The sequence below is a fragment of the Denitromonas iodatirespirans genome (assembly GCF_018524365.1).
Lineage (GTDB): Bacteria > Pseudomonadota > Gammaproteobacteria > Burkholderiales > Rhodocyclaceae > Nitrogeniibacter > Nitrogeniibacter iodatirespirans.
Genome location: NZ_JAEKFT010000016.1, coordinates 40041 through 54555 on the forward strand (window position 1 = coordinate 40041; position 14515 = coordinate 54555).

The 14515-nt window shown below is 68.9% G+C and carries 13 protein-coding genes; 4 read left to right on the forward strand and 9 right to left on the reverse strand.

The window, feature by feature from the left end; translation table 11 throughout:
• Positions 1-13 precede the first annotated feature (13 nt).
• Positions 14-1333: a sensor domain-containing diguanylate cyclase gene (locus I8J34_RS14430; RefSeq protein ID WP_214362323.1), complete on the reverse strand. Its 1320-nt coding sequence runs from the start codon at positions 1331-1333 to the stop codon at positions 14-16.
• A gap of 289 nt (positions 1334-1622) precedes the next feature.
• On the opposite strand from I8J34_RS14430, the gene I8J34_RS14435 reads away from it, so the two are divergent.
• Positions 1623-2861, forward strand: a complete 1239-nt coding sequence (locus I8J34_RS14435; RefSeq protein ID WP_214362324.1) for an MFS transporter — start codon at positions 1623-1625, stop codon at positions 2859-2861.
• On the opposite strand, the gene I8J34_RS14440 is transcribed toward I8J34_RS14435, so the two are convergent.
• The 8 genes from I8J34_RS14440 to I8J34_RS14475 all read right to left on the reverse strand — a co-directional run bounded on the left by I8J34_RS14440 (position 2858) and on the right by I8J34_RS14475 (position 9671).
• Positions 2858-3901, reverse strand: a complete 1044-nt coding sequence (locus tag I8J34_RS14440) for a DUF418 domain-containing protein (RefSeq protein ID WP_214362325.1) — start codon at positions 3899-3901, stop codon at positions 2858-2860. The two genes, I8J34_RS14435 and I8J34_RS14440, sit on opposite strands and share 4 nt — an antisense overlap.
• Positions 3898-4548 carry a Vat family streptogramin A O-acetyltransferase gene (locus I8J34_RS14445; protein ID WP_214362326.1) on the reverse strand — a complete coding sequence of 217 codons (651 nt, stop codon included), beginning with the start codon at positions 4546-4548 and terminating at the stop codon, positions 3898-3900. Before I8J34_RS14445 ends, I8J34_RS14440 begins: the two co-directional genes overlap by 4 nt.
• Positions 4549-4562: 14 nt before the next feature.
• Positions 4563-5117 carry a VTT domain-containing protein gene (locus I8J34_RS14450; RefSeq protein WP_214362327.1) on the reverse strand — a complete coding sequence of 185 codons (555 nt, stop codon included), beginning with the start codon at positions 5115-5117 and terminating at the stop codon, positions 4563-4565.
• Between the two features lie 96 nt (positions 5118-5213).
• Positions 5214-5729, reverse strand: a complete 516-nt coding sequence (locus tag I8J34_RS14455) for an ankyrin repeat domain-containing protein (RefSeq protein WP_214362328.1) — start codon at positions 5727-5729, stop codon at positions 5214-5216.
• Between the two features lie 4 nt (positions 5730-5733).
• Positions 5734-6201, reverse strand: coding sequence for a hypothetical protein (locus I8J34_RS14460; RefSeq protein ID WP_214362329.1), 468 nt, complete (start codon positions 6199-6201; stop codon positions 5734-5736).
• Between the two features lie 94 nt (positions 6202-6295).
• Entirely contained in the window at positions 6296-7363 is a 1068-nt protein-coding gene (locus I8J34_RS14465) for a hypothetical protein (protein WP_214362330.1), read from the reverse strand.
• The gene (locus I8J34_RS14470) at positions 7360-7932 is read right to left on the reverse strand and encodes a sigma-70 family RNA polymerase sigma factor (RefSeq protein ID WP_214362331.1); all 573 of its coding nucleotides are present in this window, start codon (positions 7930-7932) and stop codon (positions 7360-7362) included. The genes I8J34_RS14465 and I8J34_RS14470 overlap by 4 nt, the downstream gene beginning before the upstream one ends.
• A complete protein-coding gene (locus tag I8J34_RS14475; RefSeq protein WP_230411846.1) occupies positions 7929-9671 on the reverse strand; it encodes a vWA domain-containing protein in 1743 nt (580 codons plus the stop codon). Before I8J34_RS14475 ends, I8J34_RS14470 begins: the two co-directional genes overlap by 4 nt.
• 182 nt (positions 9672-9853) lie before the next feature.
• Between I8J34_RS14475 and I8J34_RS14480 the strand changes: the two genes are divergently transcribed.
• The 3 genes from I8J34_RS14480 to I8J34_RS14490 all read left to right on the forward strand — a co-directional run bounded on the left by I8J34_RS14480 (position 9854) and on the right by I8J34_RS14490 (position 14513).
• A complete protein-coding gene (locus tag I8J34_RS14480; RefSeq protein ID WP_214362332.1) occupies positions 9854-11281 on the forward strand; it encodes an NfeD family protein in 1428 nt (475 codons plus the stop codon).
• Positions 11278-12063, forward strand: coding sequence for a slipin family protein (locus I8J34_RS14485; protein ID WP_214362333.1), 786 nt, complete (start codon positions 11278-11280; stop codon positions 12061-12063). The genes I8J34_RS14480 and I8J34_RS14485 overlap by 4 nt, the downstream gene beginning before the upstream one ends.
• Before the next feature lie 311 nt (positions 12064-12374).
• Entirely contained in the window at positions 12375-14513 is a 2139-nt protein-coding gene (locus I8J34_RS14490) for a type I secretion system permease/ATPase (RefSeq protein WP_214362334.1), read from the forward strand.
• The last annotated feature ends 2 nt before the right edge of the window (positions 14514-14515 follow it).

Sequence of the window (14515 nt, forward strand, 5' to 3'; positions counted from 1 at the left end):
CGCTGCGCCACGCTCAAATCCCCTCGCTCCCCTCCATCGGCACCAGCACGCGCTGCACCGGGGCGTCGCTGGCGCGGACCACCCGGTTGCGGCCGCGGTCCTTGGCCTGGTACAGCGCGCGGTCGGCACGGTTGATGAGGGCGTGGGCGTCTTCGTCGTGGTTCCATTCGGCCACGCCGAAGCTGGCGCTGACGGTGCCGACGACCTCGAAGGGGGCGTCGGCGATCTTGGCGCGCACCGCCTCGGCCAGCGCCATGGCGGCGTCGATGGGGGTTTCGCGCAGCAGGATCATGAACTCCTCGCCGCCGAAGCGCGCCGCGCAGTCGGAGCTGCGCAGCAGTTCGCGGATGCGCACGGCGGTGTGCTTGAGCACGCGGTCGCCGCTGTCATGGCCGAAGGTGTCGTTGATGCGCTTGAAGAAGTCGAGATCGAACATCACCACCGACAGGCTGGTGCCGTGCACGCGCGCGTCGGCCATCTCGGCGGCGAGCCGTTCGAAGAAGCGGCGGCGGTTGACCAGGTCGGTGAGGAAGTCGGTGGTGGCCAGCTCTTCGAGGCGGCGGTTGAGGCGGGCCATGGGTTCGATGACCATCGCCGACAGCGCCAAGTTGAGTCCGAGGAACATCAGCCCGAACACTGCCACCAGCGAGAGCATGAAGCTGTAGAAGGTGCTGCGCGCCTTTTCGAGCGGGTAGAGCATCGGCACCTTGACGATCTGCATGCCGATGGTCTGGCCCATCTGCCAGCCGTAGCCGCCGTTGCGGCCGTACACCTTCTGCATGCTGGGCGGCGCCAGGGCCGGGTCGCCGTGGCAGCTGAGGCAGCTGGGGTCGGAAATGGTGATCGGGCGGGCGACATACATCGCGCGGGCGACGCCCGTGCCGTGCACGCCGGACAGCTCGACCTCGTCGCGCGGGGCCTTGGCCTGGGCGGTGGCGAGCTGTTCGATCAGCCCGGCCTCCCAGGTCGTGGCGCGGTCGCGCGGGTTGGTGGGATCGAGCGCCGCCTCGCGGTACTCGAAGCCGGGGTAACGGCCGGACAGGCGGCGCAGGGTCTCGACCGCGGCGAAGGCGGGCACCGTCTGCGGCAGGAAGCGGTCGGCATTGAGCGGGTCGAGATGGGGTTTGATCTGGTCGGTGGTGTAGCTGCGGATGGCCAGCGCCGTTTCCATCATTACTTGCGAGTCGTGGCGCACGTCGCCGAAGGCGCCCTGTTCGAGGAAGCGGTAGTAGTACACCCCGGCGCCGGCGAGACTGAGCACGAAGATGGCGAGCAGCACGAGATTGAACTTGAGCCGCAGCAGGACGCCGCGGGCCGAGCGGGGGTGTGACATGCGGTTTCTCTCTGTTGACGCACCGTCTGCGCGGTGTCTGCCCTGCGGGCCGCAGGCTCGGCGGATCCCGGTTAAAAAGTGTGTCGCATTGTCGCATGCAGGGGCGGGTAGGCCAACGTCCTAGGCGATGCGCATGGCGCGCACCGGCCGGAAGCCGATCGGGAGGTGCGGGAGATCCACCGGTGCCGCACGCTACGGACACATGTCGTGCGATGTGGGCAAGATCGTGTCTTGGCAGCCGGCCCGACACGCCGCGATCATGACGCTGCCGCCTGCCCTGGAAGTGCCCATGACCGCCGATACCGCCATCACCCCCGCACAAGAAAACGCCATCGCCCGGCGCAACGCCTTGCTGTACGCCACCTGCCAGGCCTTCGGCGGTGCCGCCGCGCCGCTCAATTTTGCGTTGGGCGCCATTGCCGGGAGCTATCTGCTCGGCCCCGACAAGGGGCTGGCCACCGCGCCGGTGACCGGCTACACCCTCGGCGTGGCGCTCGGCGCCCTGCCGGCAGCCATGCTGATGCGTGCCGTCGGGCGCAAGCGCGGCTTCATGGCCGGCGCGCTGATCGGCATCGGCGGCCTGCTGTTCGCCACCTGGGCGCTGACGGTGCATTCGTTCTGGCTGTTCTGCGCGGCGCTGATGGTCAATGGCGTGTCGGGCGCCTTCGTGCAGCAATACCGCTTCGCCGCGGCCGACCGCGGGCAGATGGACTTCAAGGCCAAGGCGATCTCCTGGGTGCTGGTCGGCGGCATCGCGGCGGCGGTGCTCGGGCCGCAGACGGTCATCCACACCAAGGATCTGCTCTTGCCGGTGCCCTTCGCCGGCGCCTTCCTGAGCGGCGTGGCGCTGCTGCTGGCCTCGCTCGTCGTGATGCTGTTCCTGGCGCCGTCGACCCCGCTACCGCCGGCCGCCGACGGCAGTGCGCCGCACACCGGCCGGCCGCTCGGCGAGATCCTGCGCCAGCCGCGCTTTGCGGTGGCGGTGCTGTGCGGCACGGCCGCCTATGCGCTGATGAGCCTGGTGATGACCGCCGCGCCGCTGGCCATGATCGGCTGCGGCTTCACGGCCGAGGAGTCCACGCTGGGCATCCAGTGGCATGTGCTGGCGATGTTCGTGCCGAGCTTCTTCACCGGCAGCCTGATCGCCCGCTACGGCAAGGCGCGCATCGTCGCCACGGGGCTGATCATCCTCGTCGCCTGCGCGGTGGTCGCCCTGCTGGGGGTCGAGCTGGCCCACTTTTGGGGCGCGCTGGTGTTGCTCGGCATCGGCTGGAACTTCGGCTTCATCGGCGCCACGGCGATGCTCACCGAGGCTTATCGGCCGGAAGAAAAGGGCAAGGCGCAGGGCGCCAACGATTTCATCCTGTTCGGCACCGTGGCCCTCGCCTCCTTCGCCTCCGGCCAGCTGCTCAACGCCTGGGGCTGGGACTCGGTCAATGCCATCATCTTCCCGGTGGTGCTGGTCAGCCTCGGCGCGCTGCTGTGGTTGGCGCGCCTGGAGCGCAAGGCCGCGGTGGCGGCCGGCTAACCGGCCAGCCGGCGCATGAGGGCTTCGACCGGCCCACGCCGGAAGGCGCGCGACCACAGCCAGGCATAGAGCGCGGCGAGCGCGCAGAACAGGCCGGCCGCGGCCACCACCGCGGTGATCGTCTGCTTGCCCAGCAGGCCGAGCGCCTCGAGCGTGCCCATGCCGAGCAGGATATGCGCGATGTACAGCGTCAGGGTCTGGCGGCCGGCGGGTGTGACCAGGCCGAGCACCCCGGCGCGGGCCAGCCAGGGGGCGCCGCGCAGGCACAGGCCGATGAGCATCGCGGCGCCGCCGATGCCGGCCAGCAGGTAGAGCGGCATGGGCGGGACCGGGCTGGTGGTGGCCAGTATCGCCAGCGCCGGATCGATCCTGGCGAGTTGTCCGGCGAGCAGCGCACTGGCCGCTTTCGCCGCTGCCACGGCCAGGGCGCCGAGCAGGATCAAGCGGTGCTGGGTGGCGCGATTCGACAGCGTCTGCCGGCTCAGCACGATGCCGAAGAGCAGAAAGCCCAGCCAGGGGACGACCGGGTGCCAGCCGTTGAAGAACAGGTTGCGCACGAAGCCGGCGGGGGTCCAGAAGCCGGTGTACGAATAGCTCGCCCAGTGCCAGCCGGCGTCGTAGTCGAGCGTCAGGATCATCGCCACGAAGGCCCCTCCCAGCCCGACGATGCCGGCCACCAGCCAGCCCGAGGCGAGCGGCAGCAGCAGGGCGCCGAAGAGGAAGTAGACCGCGTAGTAGTGCAGGATGTCGGCATCGAAAACGAGGGTATTGAGCAGGCCGAGGGCGAGCAGGAAGAGCGCCCGCTTCAGCGTCACCGAGACGGTCTGTGCCTGCGAGCCCGGCGCGCCCGACAGCCCCAGGCCGATGCCGGCCAGCACCACGAAGCTGGCCGCCGCCTTGCCTTCGAGCATCTGCGTGAGCCCACCGAGCAGGCCGGCGCTGCCGGTGGCGCCCATGACGATCTTGAAGTTGACGATGACCATGCCCACGAAGGCGACAAAGCGGGCGAGGTCGAGGCCGTCGAGGCGGTGCGGCGTCATGGATCGACGGTTCGCGGTGCCGCGCGGCGCAGCGCCTCGACATCGCCGGCGACGATCAGCGGCAGATGCGCGGTGATCGTCGCCACCGGCCAGTCCCACCAGGCCAGGGCCTCCAGCGTGGCGACGATGTCGGGCGCAAAGCGCGACTTGATCACCCGCGCCGGATTGCCGCCGACGATGCTGTAGGCCGGCACATCGGCCACCACCACTGAGCGCGAGGAAACGATGGCGCCATTGCCGATCCTGACCCCCGGCATGATCAGCGCCTCGTAGCCGATCCACACGTCGTTGCCCACCACCGTGTCGCCCTTGAACGGCAGCTCGCCCGGCGCCGGCATCGCCGCCTCCCAGCCGCCGCCGAATATCTGGAAGGGATAAGTGGAGATGCCCGACAGCTTGTGGTTGGCGCCGTTCATGATGAACTTCACGCCGCGCGCGATGGCGCAGAACTTGCCGATGACGAGTTTGTCGCCGATGAACGGGAAGTGATAGAGCACATTGCGCTCGAAGCCGGTCGGATCGTCCGGATCGTCGTAATAGGTGTAATCGCCGATGACGATGTTCGGGTTGCTGACGCAGTTCTTGATGAAGCACACCTGCGGGAAACCGGGCATGGGGTGGGGGTTCTTGGGGTCGGGGCCGTACATGAAAATCTCCCGGCTCACAGCCAGTGGCTGGCCAGATAGTCGAAGAACAGGCAATACGCGGCGATCGGCAGCGGCAGGCCGAGCAGCGTGCCGCTCAGGTAGTGGCGAAACGGCACGCCCGACAGGGCCAGCGTGTAGTTGAGCGCCGGCAGGGTCTGGAACAGCATCCGCAGCAGCGCGATGATGCCCACCGGGCGGGCCTGCAGATGGCCGAGGAGGCGGGTGGCGACGGGGCTGTCGAGCCGTTGCAGCGCATCGCCGCCGACCGTGCGCACCGAAACGAAGGTGACGATGCAGGAGACGATCGCCGCCAGATAGGTGACCAGTCCGCCGCCGAGCTGGCCCAGCGTCAGCACCGCCGAGGCCAGAAACACCCAGCCCGGGATCTGGATCAGGTTGCCGAGCGCGAACAGCGCCACGAACGCCGCCACGCCACCGACCGGATGGCCGGCCAGCTGCTGTTGCAGATAGGCCAGGCTGAAATGCCCGCGCAAGCCCAGCCACTCGACGATGCCGAGCAGGATCGCAACAAACAGCAGCACGGCCAGCAGCCGCCGGTATCGCCCCATGTCGATGGCCTCCAGGCAGTGACGGGCGGGGTGCCGCCCGTCGCCGGGGGCATGATGCCGGAATTTTGCGACGAAGGTGCCGGGCGGCAAGCTGCCTTAAGGGGTTGAAAGGAGATCGATGATCTCGCCCCGCTGTGGCTGATCCGGGTTTTTCGCTTGCATCTCACGGGCGTAGTCGATGGCCGTACGACCGTTGTCGTCCCGGATGTCGCGCTTGGCATCGTTGACGAGCAAGCGGCGCACTTGATGGACGTCTCCGTCGATGGCCGCGGCATGGAGGGCGGTCATGTGCTGCAAGGTGACGTCTGTGGCATCGATGTCGACGCCTTCATCGCGTAGCCGCCTGAACGCTGCGTCGGCTTCGGCGGGGTCGCTCAACACGGTCACCGATCGGATGCCGGCGGTCGTGTTCAGCGTCGCGATGGCGTCGGCGGAGAAATCGTCATGGAAAAAAACCTGCTTGCACACCCAGGACATGAAGGCGGCCTCGCGTTCCATGCAAGCCATCAAGTGCGACGGTGTGTGTTGGCGGGTTTCCCGGACAAGCTCAAAGGCAAGACCCGAGACGATGACGATGACGAGGCCGAGCGCCCAGAAAATGATGCGTTTCATCGACCTAGCACCAAGCAAACGGCGGGGTATGCGGCAGCAGGGCAATGGACAACGGGGCTCGGTGGAGCGCGATGCCGTTGATCAGCATCCTCAAACGCGTCTTGAGTGCGTTGCTGATATCGCTCCGGATCGTTTCATAGATTCGCACATGATCCAGATCCTTCTGGGTGGCGTGGTTGAAGCGGTGCCGGGCGAAGTCGCGGGCGAGTTTTTTGGCCAGGGCGGACAGTGACTTGCTGGGCCGTGAGAGGCCTTTGAACAGGATCTCGATATAGCCCATGGCGTAAGAGCCATCGATGGCCGCGATCAAGGCGGTTTGTGCCAAGCGCCGTGCCGGGTTGTCGATGGTCAGCGCATCGATCTGGTGCACCAGACCCGGCCAGAAGAACTTGAGAATCTGACGGGTTTCCGTGTCATTGAAGATCAGGTCGGAATCGGGAATGTCTGGCACGTTGATCAAGATGCTGCCCATCGGGGACTCCCCTGAAGCGAAAACGAAATGCCAATGGTATTTGTCGGGCAGCTCAAACGCAAACCCGCCGCCCGCCGCGGCGGCGGGCGGGGTGTCACCGTGTTGGCGAGAGCCGCAGCCGGCCGCGGGGGAGCGGGTGCTCGGCGAGCGTAATCGGGTCCTCGCGCCCTGCAGCCTGGAGTTGCGCGAGGAGGGCGGCCTGCAAGGCTCGGCCGGCGGCGGCGTCGGCAGGAGCAACGTGCAGCGTCCATGCCTGGGCCGGCCGGGCCAGCAGTCGGGCGGCGAGGGTGGCGGCCGGGGTGTCGAGCGGGGCGTCGATGGGGTCGGCGGCCGCGATCGCGGCATCGGCCTCGGCGGCGGGTGGGGCGCTCGGTGCCGGTGCACGCAGGGCCTTGGCCAGCATCGGCGGCGCTGCCGCGGGGGCGGCCGGGGCGGGTTCTTCCTGGGCGGGCGCCGGCGGGGCGGGACGTGGTGCGGCGCGTTTGGCTTCGGCGTCCGGCCGCGCCATCTCGCGGCTGCGGGCAGGGCTGGCCGGCGGCGCTTCGGCCTTGGCAAGGCGTTCGGCAAGCGGTGGCCGGGTGGAGCGGGCGAGGGTGTTGTCGGCGCTGCGTGCGGTGCCGACGGTGGCTTCGGCCGACGCGCCGGCCGGGGATTGGCGCAGGGTGTCCATGGCCGATTCGGCGGGGGCGGCCGCCGGCATTGCAAGCATCTCCGGGGGCGGGGCGGGTTCCTGCACCATGCGCAGGGCGACGCTGACGGCCAGCGCGGCGGTGAGGGCGGTGCTGATGCCGGCCAGCCAGGGCCAGCGCCGTCGAGGCCGAGTCGGCGCCGTGGCAGGGGCGGGCCGCTGCTGCGCCAGCCATTCGGCGGTGGCCGGGCTGACCGGGGCGCCGAGGGTGTCGTTGGCGGTTTTGCCGGCGGCCAGTTCGGCCAGCAGCGCCTCACGGCGTGGTGCCTGGGCGGCGTCCAGGCGCTCGGCCTCGGCCATCACGGCGTCGAACAGCGCGGCGGGCGGTTCGAAGCCGGCGGGCGAGGGGGCAGCGTCGAGCGCGGCCAGCACGCGGTCGAGCATCTGCGGCGGCGGCTCGAAGGCCGGCTGGGCGCGGATCAGCGCGGCGAGCGGGCCTTCGCCGGCGATGAAGCGCTCTTCGGCGGGACTCATGCCGGCCCCTCCAGCGCGGTGCGCAACTGGCGAAAGGCATAGCGCAGCCGGCTCTTGACGGTTTCGAAGCCGACGCCGACGGTGGTGGCGATGTCGTCCACGCTCATGTCGGCGAAAAAGCGCAGCGCCACCGCTTCGCGCTGCACCGCGGGCAGGGTCAGCAGGGCGGCGTGCACCCGGCGGCTGTCCTGCTGCAGCGCCAGCACGGTGTCGGGCGACAGCTCGCCCTCGTCGCTCGCTTCGGGCGCGGCCTCGTCGGACACGCTGTGGCGCTGCCAGGCGCTGCCGCGGGCATCGAGCCACAGGTTGCGGGCGATCTGGAACAAAAAGGTGCGAAAGGCCGCCGTGGGGGTGTAGTCGCCGCAGCGCGAGAGCACGCGGATCCAGGTGCTCTGGGCGATGTCTTCGGCCTCGCCCAGGTTGCCCTGGGCCAGCCAGGCGAGGTAGTTGAACAGGGCGCGGTTGTGGCGGGCGAACAATTCCGCCGCCGGCTCGCGCACGATGCCGCGCGCGACCAGCAGCATCAGGTCTTCGTCGGGCAGGGTGGCGAGCGGCGGCGTGTCGGTCATTCGAGCGGGGCGGTGGCTTGGGGCGGCTGCGGGCTGAGCGCGGCGGCCAGGTCCATCAGCCGCAGGGCTTCGCCACGATACCCGAAACGGTCGGCGCCGAGGGCGCCGCCGGCCAGCGCGCGGGCGTCGGCGATGGACCATTGGCCGGTGTAGGTGCCGCCGCGCAGGATCTGGCCGAAACCGGCAATCGCGGTGGCGAAGCGGAAGCTGTCGCTGGCGGCGGTGAGCGCTCGCTCGGCGTCGCGGCGCACCGGGTGTTCGACCAGTTCGCTGGTGTTGCCGTGCGGTTGCTTGTAGCGCAGGCGCACATGGGCGAGCTCTGCCGAGCGCGCCACGGTGGCGGCGCCGGGGCGCGGGTCGCTGCCGTAGCGCAGCGGGTCGATCAGGCCGCGCTGGCCGGCGGGGGTGAGTTCGTACAGCGCGGTGACCGAGTGGCCGGCGCCGATCTCGCCGGCGTCGACCTTGTCGTTGTTGAAGTCCTCGCGGCGCAGCAGGCGGTTCTCGTAGCCGATCAGGCGGTATTCGCTGACCGCGGCCGGGTTGAACTCGACCTGGATCTTCACATCCTTGGCGATCGTTGCCAGCGTGCTGCTCATTTCATTGACCAGCACCTTGTGGCCTTCCATCAGCGTGTCGATGTAGGCATAGGCGCCGTTGCCGGCGTCGGCCATCTGCTCCATCAGCTGCTCGTTGGTGTTGCCGGTGCCGAAGCCGAGGGTGGTGAGCTGAACCCCGGTGGTGCGCAGTTGCTCGACACGCGCCTTGAGCTGTTCGAAATTGGTCTGGCCGACATTGAAGTCGCCATCGGTGGCGAGCAGGATGCGGTTGATGCCGCCCTGCACGAAGCCGGCCTGCGCCGTCTGGTAGGCCAGCTCGATGCCGCTGGCGCCGGCCGTGCTGCCACCGGCCTGCAGGGCGTCGATGGCGGCGAGGATGGCGGCCTTGTCGCTACCGGCGGTCGAGGGCAGGGCCACGCCGGCCGCGCCGGCATAGGTGACCAGGGCGATGCGGTCCTGTGCGCGCAGTTGCTGCACCAGCAGCTTGAGCGCGCTCTTGAGCAGCGGCAGCTTGTTGGCCGATTGCATGGAGCCCGACACATCGACGAGAAACACCAGGTTGGCCGGCGGCAGGGTCTGCTTGGCCATGTCCTGCCCCTTGAGCGCGACACGCAGCAGCAGACGCTCGGCGTTCCACGGCGCGGGCGCCAGCTCGGTGTGCACCGCGAAGGGGGTGCGGCCGGTGGGCGGGGCATCGTCGTAGGGGAAGTAGTTGATGCATTCCTCGACACGCACGGCGTTGGCCGGCGGCAGGCGGCCTTGGTTGAGGAAGCGGCGCAGGTTCGACCAGCTGCCGGTGTCGACATCGATGCTGAAGGTCGACACCGGCGCGGTGGCGACTTGATGCACCGGGTTGGCGTCAATGGCTTGGTAGCGCTCGCGGTCGACGGCGGGTGGCGGGCTGAGCGGTGCCGGGCGAGGCGGGGCGGGCAGGCGCTTGGGCTCGGCCATCCGCGTCAGTGTCTCGAGGGTGCGCTGGCGCGGTGCCGGCCCGCTCGCTGCCGCTGCGTCGAGGGCGACTTCGTGCTCGGCGCGCGACGCGTCGGCGACCTTGCCGACGGTTTCGGGCAGGGTCGCTGTCGGCATGGGCGGGGTGCGGGTCTCGGCCACCGGCGCACGGCCGGTGGGGGTGCAGGCGCCGAGGAGGAGGCAGAGCAGGAGGGGGGTAGCGGTGCGTGACATGGTCGATGTCCTTGAGGGGTGGGGCGATGTCTGTCTAACGAAATGGCCGGCCATTCGGGGTTGAATCACGCTGTAAGCAGATGTGTCTGCCATGCCGGCTGGAACTTGGTGGCCTCCCCGATGCTCACAGGGGTAGCGCCCATGCCTGTTTGTGCATGGGCGCCGCCTGCCGGGAGGATTCGATGATGCGAAGCGATTTCGCCGCGTTCTGGCCGACCGTGCGCCGCATGCTGCTGATGCTGGCGCTGCTCGGCGTGTGGCCTGCGCAGGCCGCCACCGTGCGGGTGTTGCAGGTCGACGGGGTGATCGGCCCGGCCTCGGCCGATTTCATCGTGCGCGGGCTGGCGCCGGCGGCGGATCTGGAGGCGGTGGTCATCGCCCTCGACACGCCCGGCGGGCTCGACACCTCGATGCGCCAGATCATCAAGGCGATTCTCGCCTCGCCGGTGCCGGTCATCACCTATGTGACGCCCGAGGGCGCGCGCGCCGCCAGCGCCGGCACCTTCATCCTGTATGCCAGCCATGTGGCGGCGATGGCGCCGGCGACCAATGTCGGCGCCGCCTCACCGGTGGCGGTGGGCGGCATGCCGGGCGGCGGGCGACCGAGCCCCAAGGCCGATGACGGCGGCGACGACAAATCCGACGCGTCCGACAAGACCCAGAAGAGCGCCGACAAGACCGGCCCGATGACCCCTTCGCTGGGTGATGACACGCTGGCGCGCAAGGCCACCAACGATGCCATCGCCTACATCCGCAGCCTGGCCGAGTTGCGCGGGCGCAATGTCGACTTCGCCGAACGCGCGGTGCGCGAGGCAGCCAGCCTGTCGGCCGAGGCCGCGCTGCGCGAGGGCGTGATCGAGGTGCTGGCGGTCGACGTGCCCGACCTGCTCAAACAGATCGACGGCAAGGAAGTCGCCCTGCCCGCCGGCAAGCGCACGCTGGCCACCGCCGGGGCCGTCATCGACAACCGCGAGCCCGACTGGCGCACCCGCATGCTGGCGGTGCTGGCCAATCCGCAGTTGGCGCTGGTGCTGATGATGATCGGCTTCTACGGCCTGTTCGTGGAATTCACCAGCCCCGGCTTCGGCGTGCCCGGCGTGGCCGGCGGCATCTGCCTGCTGCTGGCCATGTACGCCTTTCAGATGCTGCCCATCAACTGGGCCGGCGTGGCGCTGGTGGCGCTGGGCATGATCCTGCTGGTGGCCGAGGTGCTGATGCCCAGCTTCGGCGTGCTGGGCGTCGGCGGCATCGTCTCCATCGTGCTCGGCGGCCTGTTCCTGCTCGACCAGGAAGCGCCCGGCTTTGCCGTGCCGCTGCCCTTTATCGCCGGCACCGCGGTGGCTGCGGCCGCGCTGGTGTTTCTCGCCGGCACCTTGTTCCTGCGCAGCCGACGCCGGCCGCTGTCGAGCGGGGCCGAAGAGATGCTCGGCCTCACCGGCCAGGTCACCGTCACCGAAGGCGTCGACAGTTGGGCGCTGGTGCATGGCGAAAGCTGGCGGGTGTCGAGCCGTCGGCCGCTGAACCCCGGCGAGCGCGTGCGCGTCACCGGCATCGATGGCTTGGTGCTGACCGTCGAACCGATCGAATCTGACCAAGGGAGTCCCTCATGAGCTTCGAAACCCTCACCGGCGTTGCGCCGGTCATCATCCTGCTCGTCGCCCTGCTGGCGGCGTCGATCAAGATCCTGCGCGAATACGAGCGCGGCGTGGTGTTCACCCTCGGGCGCTTCACCAGCGTCAAGGGGCCGGGCCTGATCATCCTCATCCCCGGCATCCAGCAGATGGTGCGGGTCGACCTGCGGGTGGTGACCATGGACGTGCCCAGCCAGGACGTGATCTCGCGCGACAACGTGTCGGTCAAGGTCAACGCGGTGGTGTATTTCCGCGTGGTCGACCCGCAGAAGGCGATCATCGCCGTCGAGAACTTCCTCATGGCCACCGGCCAGCTGGCGCAGACCACGCTGCGTGCGGTGCTCGGCAAGCACGAGCTCGACGAGATGCTCACCGAGCGCGACCGCCTCAACCTCGACGTGCAGAAAATCCTCGACGCCCAGACCGATGCCTGGGGCATCAAGGTGGCCAACGTCGAGATCAAGCATGTGGACATCGACGAATCGATGATCCGCGCGATTGCCCGCCAGGCCGAGGCCGAGCGCGAGCGGCGCGCCAAGGTGATCCATGCCGAGGGCGAAAAGCAGGCCGCGGTGGCCTTGCTCGAAGCCGCCCAGATGCTCTCGCGCGAGCCGGCGGCGATGCAGCTGCGCTACCTGCAGACCCTCACCCAGGTGGCCGGCGACCGCACCTCGACGGTGATCTTCCCGGTGCCCGGCAACCTGCTCGACGGCCTGCTCAAGCAGAGCACGGCCGCCAAGCCCCAGCCCGCCGGCTCGTAGGGCGGACAAGCCGACGGCGCATCCGCCATCGGTGCCGCATCGGGGCGCTGTTTGGTGGATGCGCTGCGCCTATCCGCCTAAGCGTTTCGGCCCGCCTTTACCGATGGCCGGATGAATCCGGCCCTACGCATTTGCGCCGTCACCGCACAACGACCGCCGCATCCCACCGTCGGGTGGGTTTCAACCCGAGAACACCGCTGAAAAATCCGCGCCTATGACTTTCGAGTAATTGCAACAGCATATTTCAGGGGATATCCTCGCCCCTCCCGCCTGTCCGCAGGCGATGCATAACAACAACAAACGAGGTCAGCGTGTCTCAAGACACCGATACCGGTCTGGCATGCCTTGCGCTGCTCGCCCGGATGCACGGCGTGGCGGTCGATCCGGCGCAGCTGTCGCATGAATTCGCCCCGGTCGGGGCCGTCGTCGATGAGTCGGCGCTGCTGCGCGCCGCGCGCAGCACGGGGCTCAAGGCCAAGGCCGGGCGATTCTCTCTGGCGGCACTGGCGGGCATGGCCCTGCCCGCCATCGCGCTCGGCAAGGACGGGCGCTTCTTCATCCTGGCGCGGGTCGAGACCGACGCCGAGCACGCCCCCGACGACATCCAGCGCGTGCTCATCCATGACCCGCTCACCTCGCGCCCCGAGATCCTGCCGGTGGCGGATTTCGACGCGCGCTGGAGTGGGCGGCTCATCCTGCTGACCTCGCGTGCCTCGCTGGCCGCCGAGTTGGCCCGTTTCGACTTCTCGTGGTTCATCCCGGCCATCGTCAAGTACCGCAAGCTGCTGGGCGAGGTGCTGGTCGCCGCCTTCTTCCTCCAGCTGTTCGCGCTCGTCACCCCGCTGTTCTTCCAGGTGGTGATGGACAAGGTGCTGGTGCACAAGGGCTATTCAACGCTGACCGTGATCGGCATCGGCCTGTTGGTGGTCACGGTGTTCGAAGGGCTGCTCTCGGGCCTGCGCACCTACCTGTTCGCCCACACCGCCAGCCGCATCGACGTCGAACTGGGCGCTCGCCTGTTCAAGCATCTGCTCGCGCTGCCCCTGTCGTACTTCGAAGCGCGCCGCGTGGGCGATTCGGTCGCCCGGGTGCGCGAACTGGAGCATATCCGCCAGTTCCTCACCGGCTCGGCGCTCACGCTGGTCATGGATCTGCTCTTCTCGGTGGTCTTTCTCGCCGTGATGGCGTGGTACTCGATGACGCTCACCTGGATCGTGCTCGGCTCCATCCCGCTCTACGCCATCCTCTCGCTGTCGGTCACGCCCATCCTGCGCCGCCGCCTCAACGAGAAATTCAACCGCGGGGCCGACAACCAGGCCTTCCTGGTCGAATCGGTCAGCGGCATCCACACGCTCAAGGCCATGGCCGTCGAGCCGCAGTTCACCCGCCATTGGGACAACCAGCTCGCCGGCTACGTGGCCTCGGGCTTTCGCGTCACGCGCCTGGGCGCCTGGGCCTCCGAGGGCGTGGGCCTCATCAACAAGCTGGTCACGGTCGGCATCCTGTGGCTGGGTGCCTACCAGGTCGTTGACGGTGGGCTCACCGTCGGCGGGCTCATCGCCTTCAACATGCTCGCCGGGCGTATCGCCCAGCCCATCATGCGCCTGGCCAACATGTGGCAGGAGTTCCAGCAGACCGGCATCTCCATGGCCCGGCTCGGCGACATCCTCAACACCCGCTCCGAAATGCCCGCCAGCCGCGCCGCGCTGCCGCCCATGCAAGGCCGCATCGAATTCGACGCCGTGCGCTTCCGCTACCGGCCCGATGGCTCCGAGGTGCTGCGCGGCATCGGCTTCGCCATCGAGGCCGGGCAGGTGGTGGGCATCGTCGGGCGCTCGGGCTCGGGCAAGAGCACGCTCACCAAGCTCGTCCAGCGCCTCTACGTGCCCGAGCGCGGCCGGGTGCTGGTCGACGGGGTCGACCTCGCCCTGGCCGACCCCGTCTGGCTGCGCCGCCAGATCGGCGTGGTGTTGCAGGAGAACGTGCTGTTCGCCCGCTCGATTCGCGACAACATCGCGCTCACCGACCCCGGCGCCCCCATCGAGCAGGTCATCGCCGCCGCCAAACTGGCCGGCGCGCATGAGTTCATCATGCAGCTGCCCGAAGCCTACGACACCGCCGTGGGCGAACACGGCGCCACGCTCTCCGGCGGCCAGCGCCAGCGCATCGCCATTGCCCGCGCCCTGCTCACCAACCCGCGCATCCTCATCTTCGATGAAGCCACCAGTGCGCTCGACTATGAATCCGAACACATCATCCAGCAGAACATGCGCGACATCTGCAAAGGCCGCACCGTGATCATCATCGCCCACCGCCTCTCGGCCGTAAAAGACGCCGACCGCATCCTGGTGCTCGACAAAGGCGAGCTGATCGAAGAAGGCCACCACGGCGAGCTCAAGGAGCGCCCCAACGGCACCTACGCCAAGCTCTACGCGCTGCAGCAGGGGTGAGG

Excerpts from the sequence above, each read along its gene's own strand:
- I8J34_RS14435 (WP_214362324.1), top strand. The coding sequence starts at position 1,623 with ATGACCGCCGATACCGCCATCACCCCCGCACAAGAAAACGCCATCGCC.
- I8J34_RS14470 (WP_214362331.1), bottom strand. The coding sequence starts at position 7,932 with ATGACCGACACGCCGCCGCTCGCCACCCTGCCCGACGAAGACCTGATG.
- I8J34_RS14450 (WP_214362327.1), bottom strand. The coding sequence starts at position 5,117 with ATGGGGCGATACCGGCGGCTGCTGGCCGTGCTGCTGTTTGTTGCGATC.
- I8J34_RS14485 (WP_214362333.1), top strand. The coding sequence starts at position 11,278 with ATGAGCTTCGAAACCCTCACCGGCGTTGCGCCGGTCATCATCCTGCTC.
- I8J34_RS14465 (WP_214362330.1), bottom strand. The coding sequence starts at position 7,363 with ATGAGTCCCGCCGAAGAGCGCTTCATCGCCGGCGAAGGCCCGCTCGCC.
- I8J34_RS14480 (WP_214362332.1), top strand. The coding sequence starts at position 9,854 with ATGATGCGAAGCGATTTCGCCGCGTTCTGGCCGACCGTGCGCCGCATG.
- I8J34_RS14455 (WP_214362328.1), bottom strand. The coding sequence starts at position 5,729 with ATGAAACGCATCATTTTCTGGGCGCTCGGCCTCGTCATCGTCATCGTC.
- I8J34_RS14445 (WP_214362326.1), bottom strand. The coding sequence starts at position 4,548 with ATGTACGGCCCCGACCCCAAGAACCCCCACCCCATGCCCGGTTTCCCG.
- I8J34_RS14460 (WP_214362329.1), bottom strand. The coding sequence starts at position 6,201 with ATGGGCAGCATCTTGATCAACGTGCCAGACATTCCCGATTCCGACCTG.
- I8J34_RS14430 (WP_214362323.1), bottom strand. The coding sequence starts at position 1,333 with ATGTCACACCCCCGCTCGGCCCGCGGCGTCCTGCTGCGGCTCAAGTTC.
- I8J34_RS14440 (WP_214362325.1), bottom strand. The coding sequence starts at position 3,901 with ATGACGCCGCACCGCCTCGACGGCCTCGACCTCGCCCGCTTTGTCGCC.
- I8J34_RS14475 (WP_230411846.1), bottom strand. The coding sequence starts at position 9,671 with ATGTCACGCACCGCTACCCCCCTCCTGCTCTGCCTCCTCCTCGGCGCC.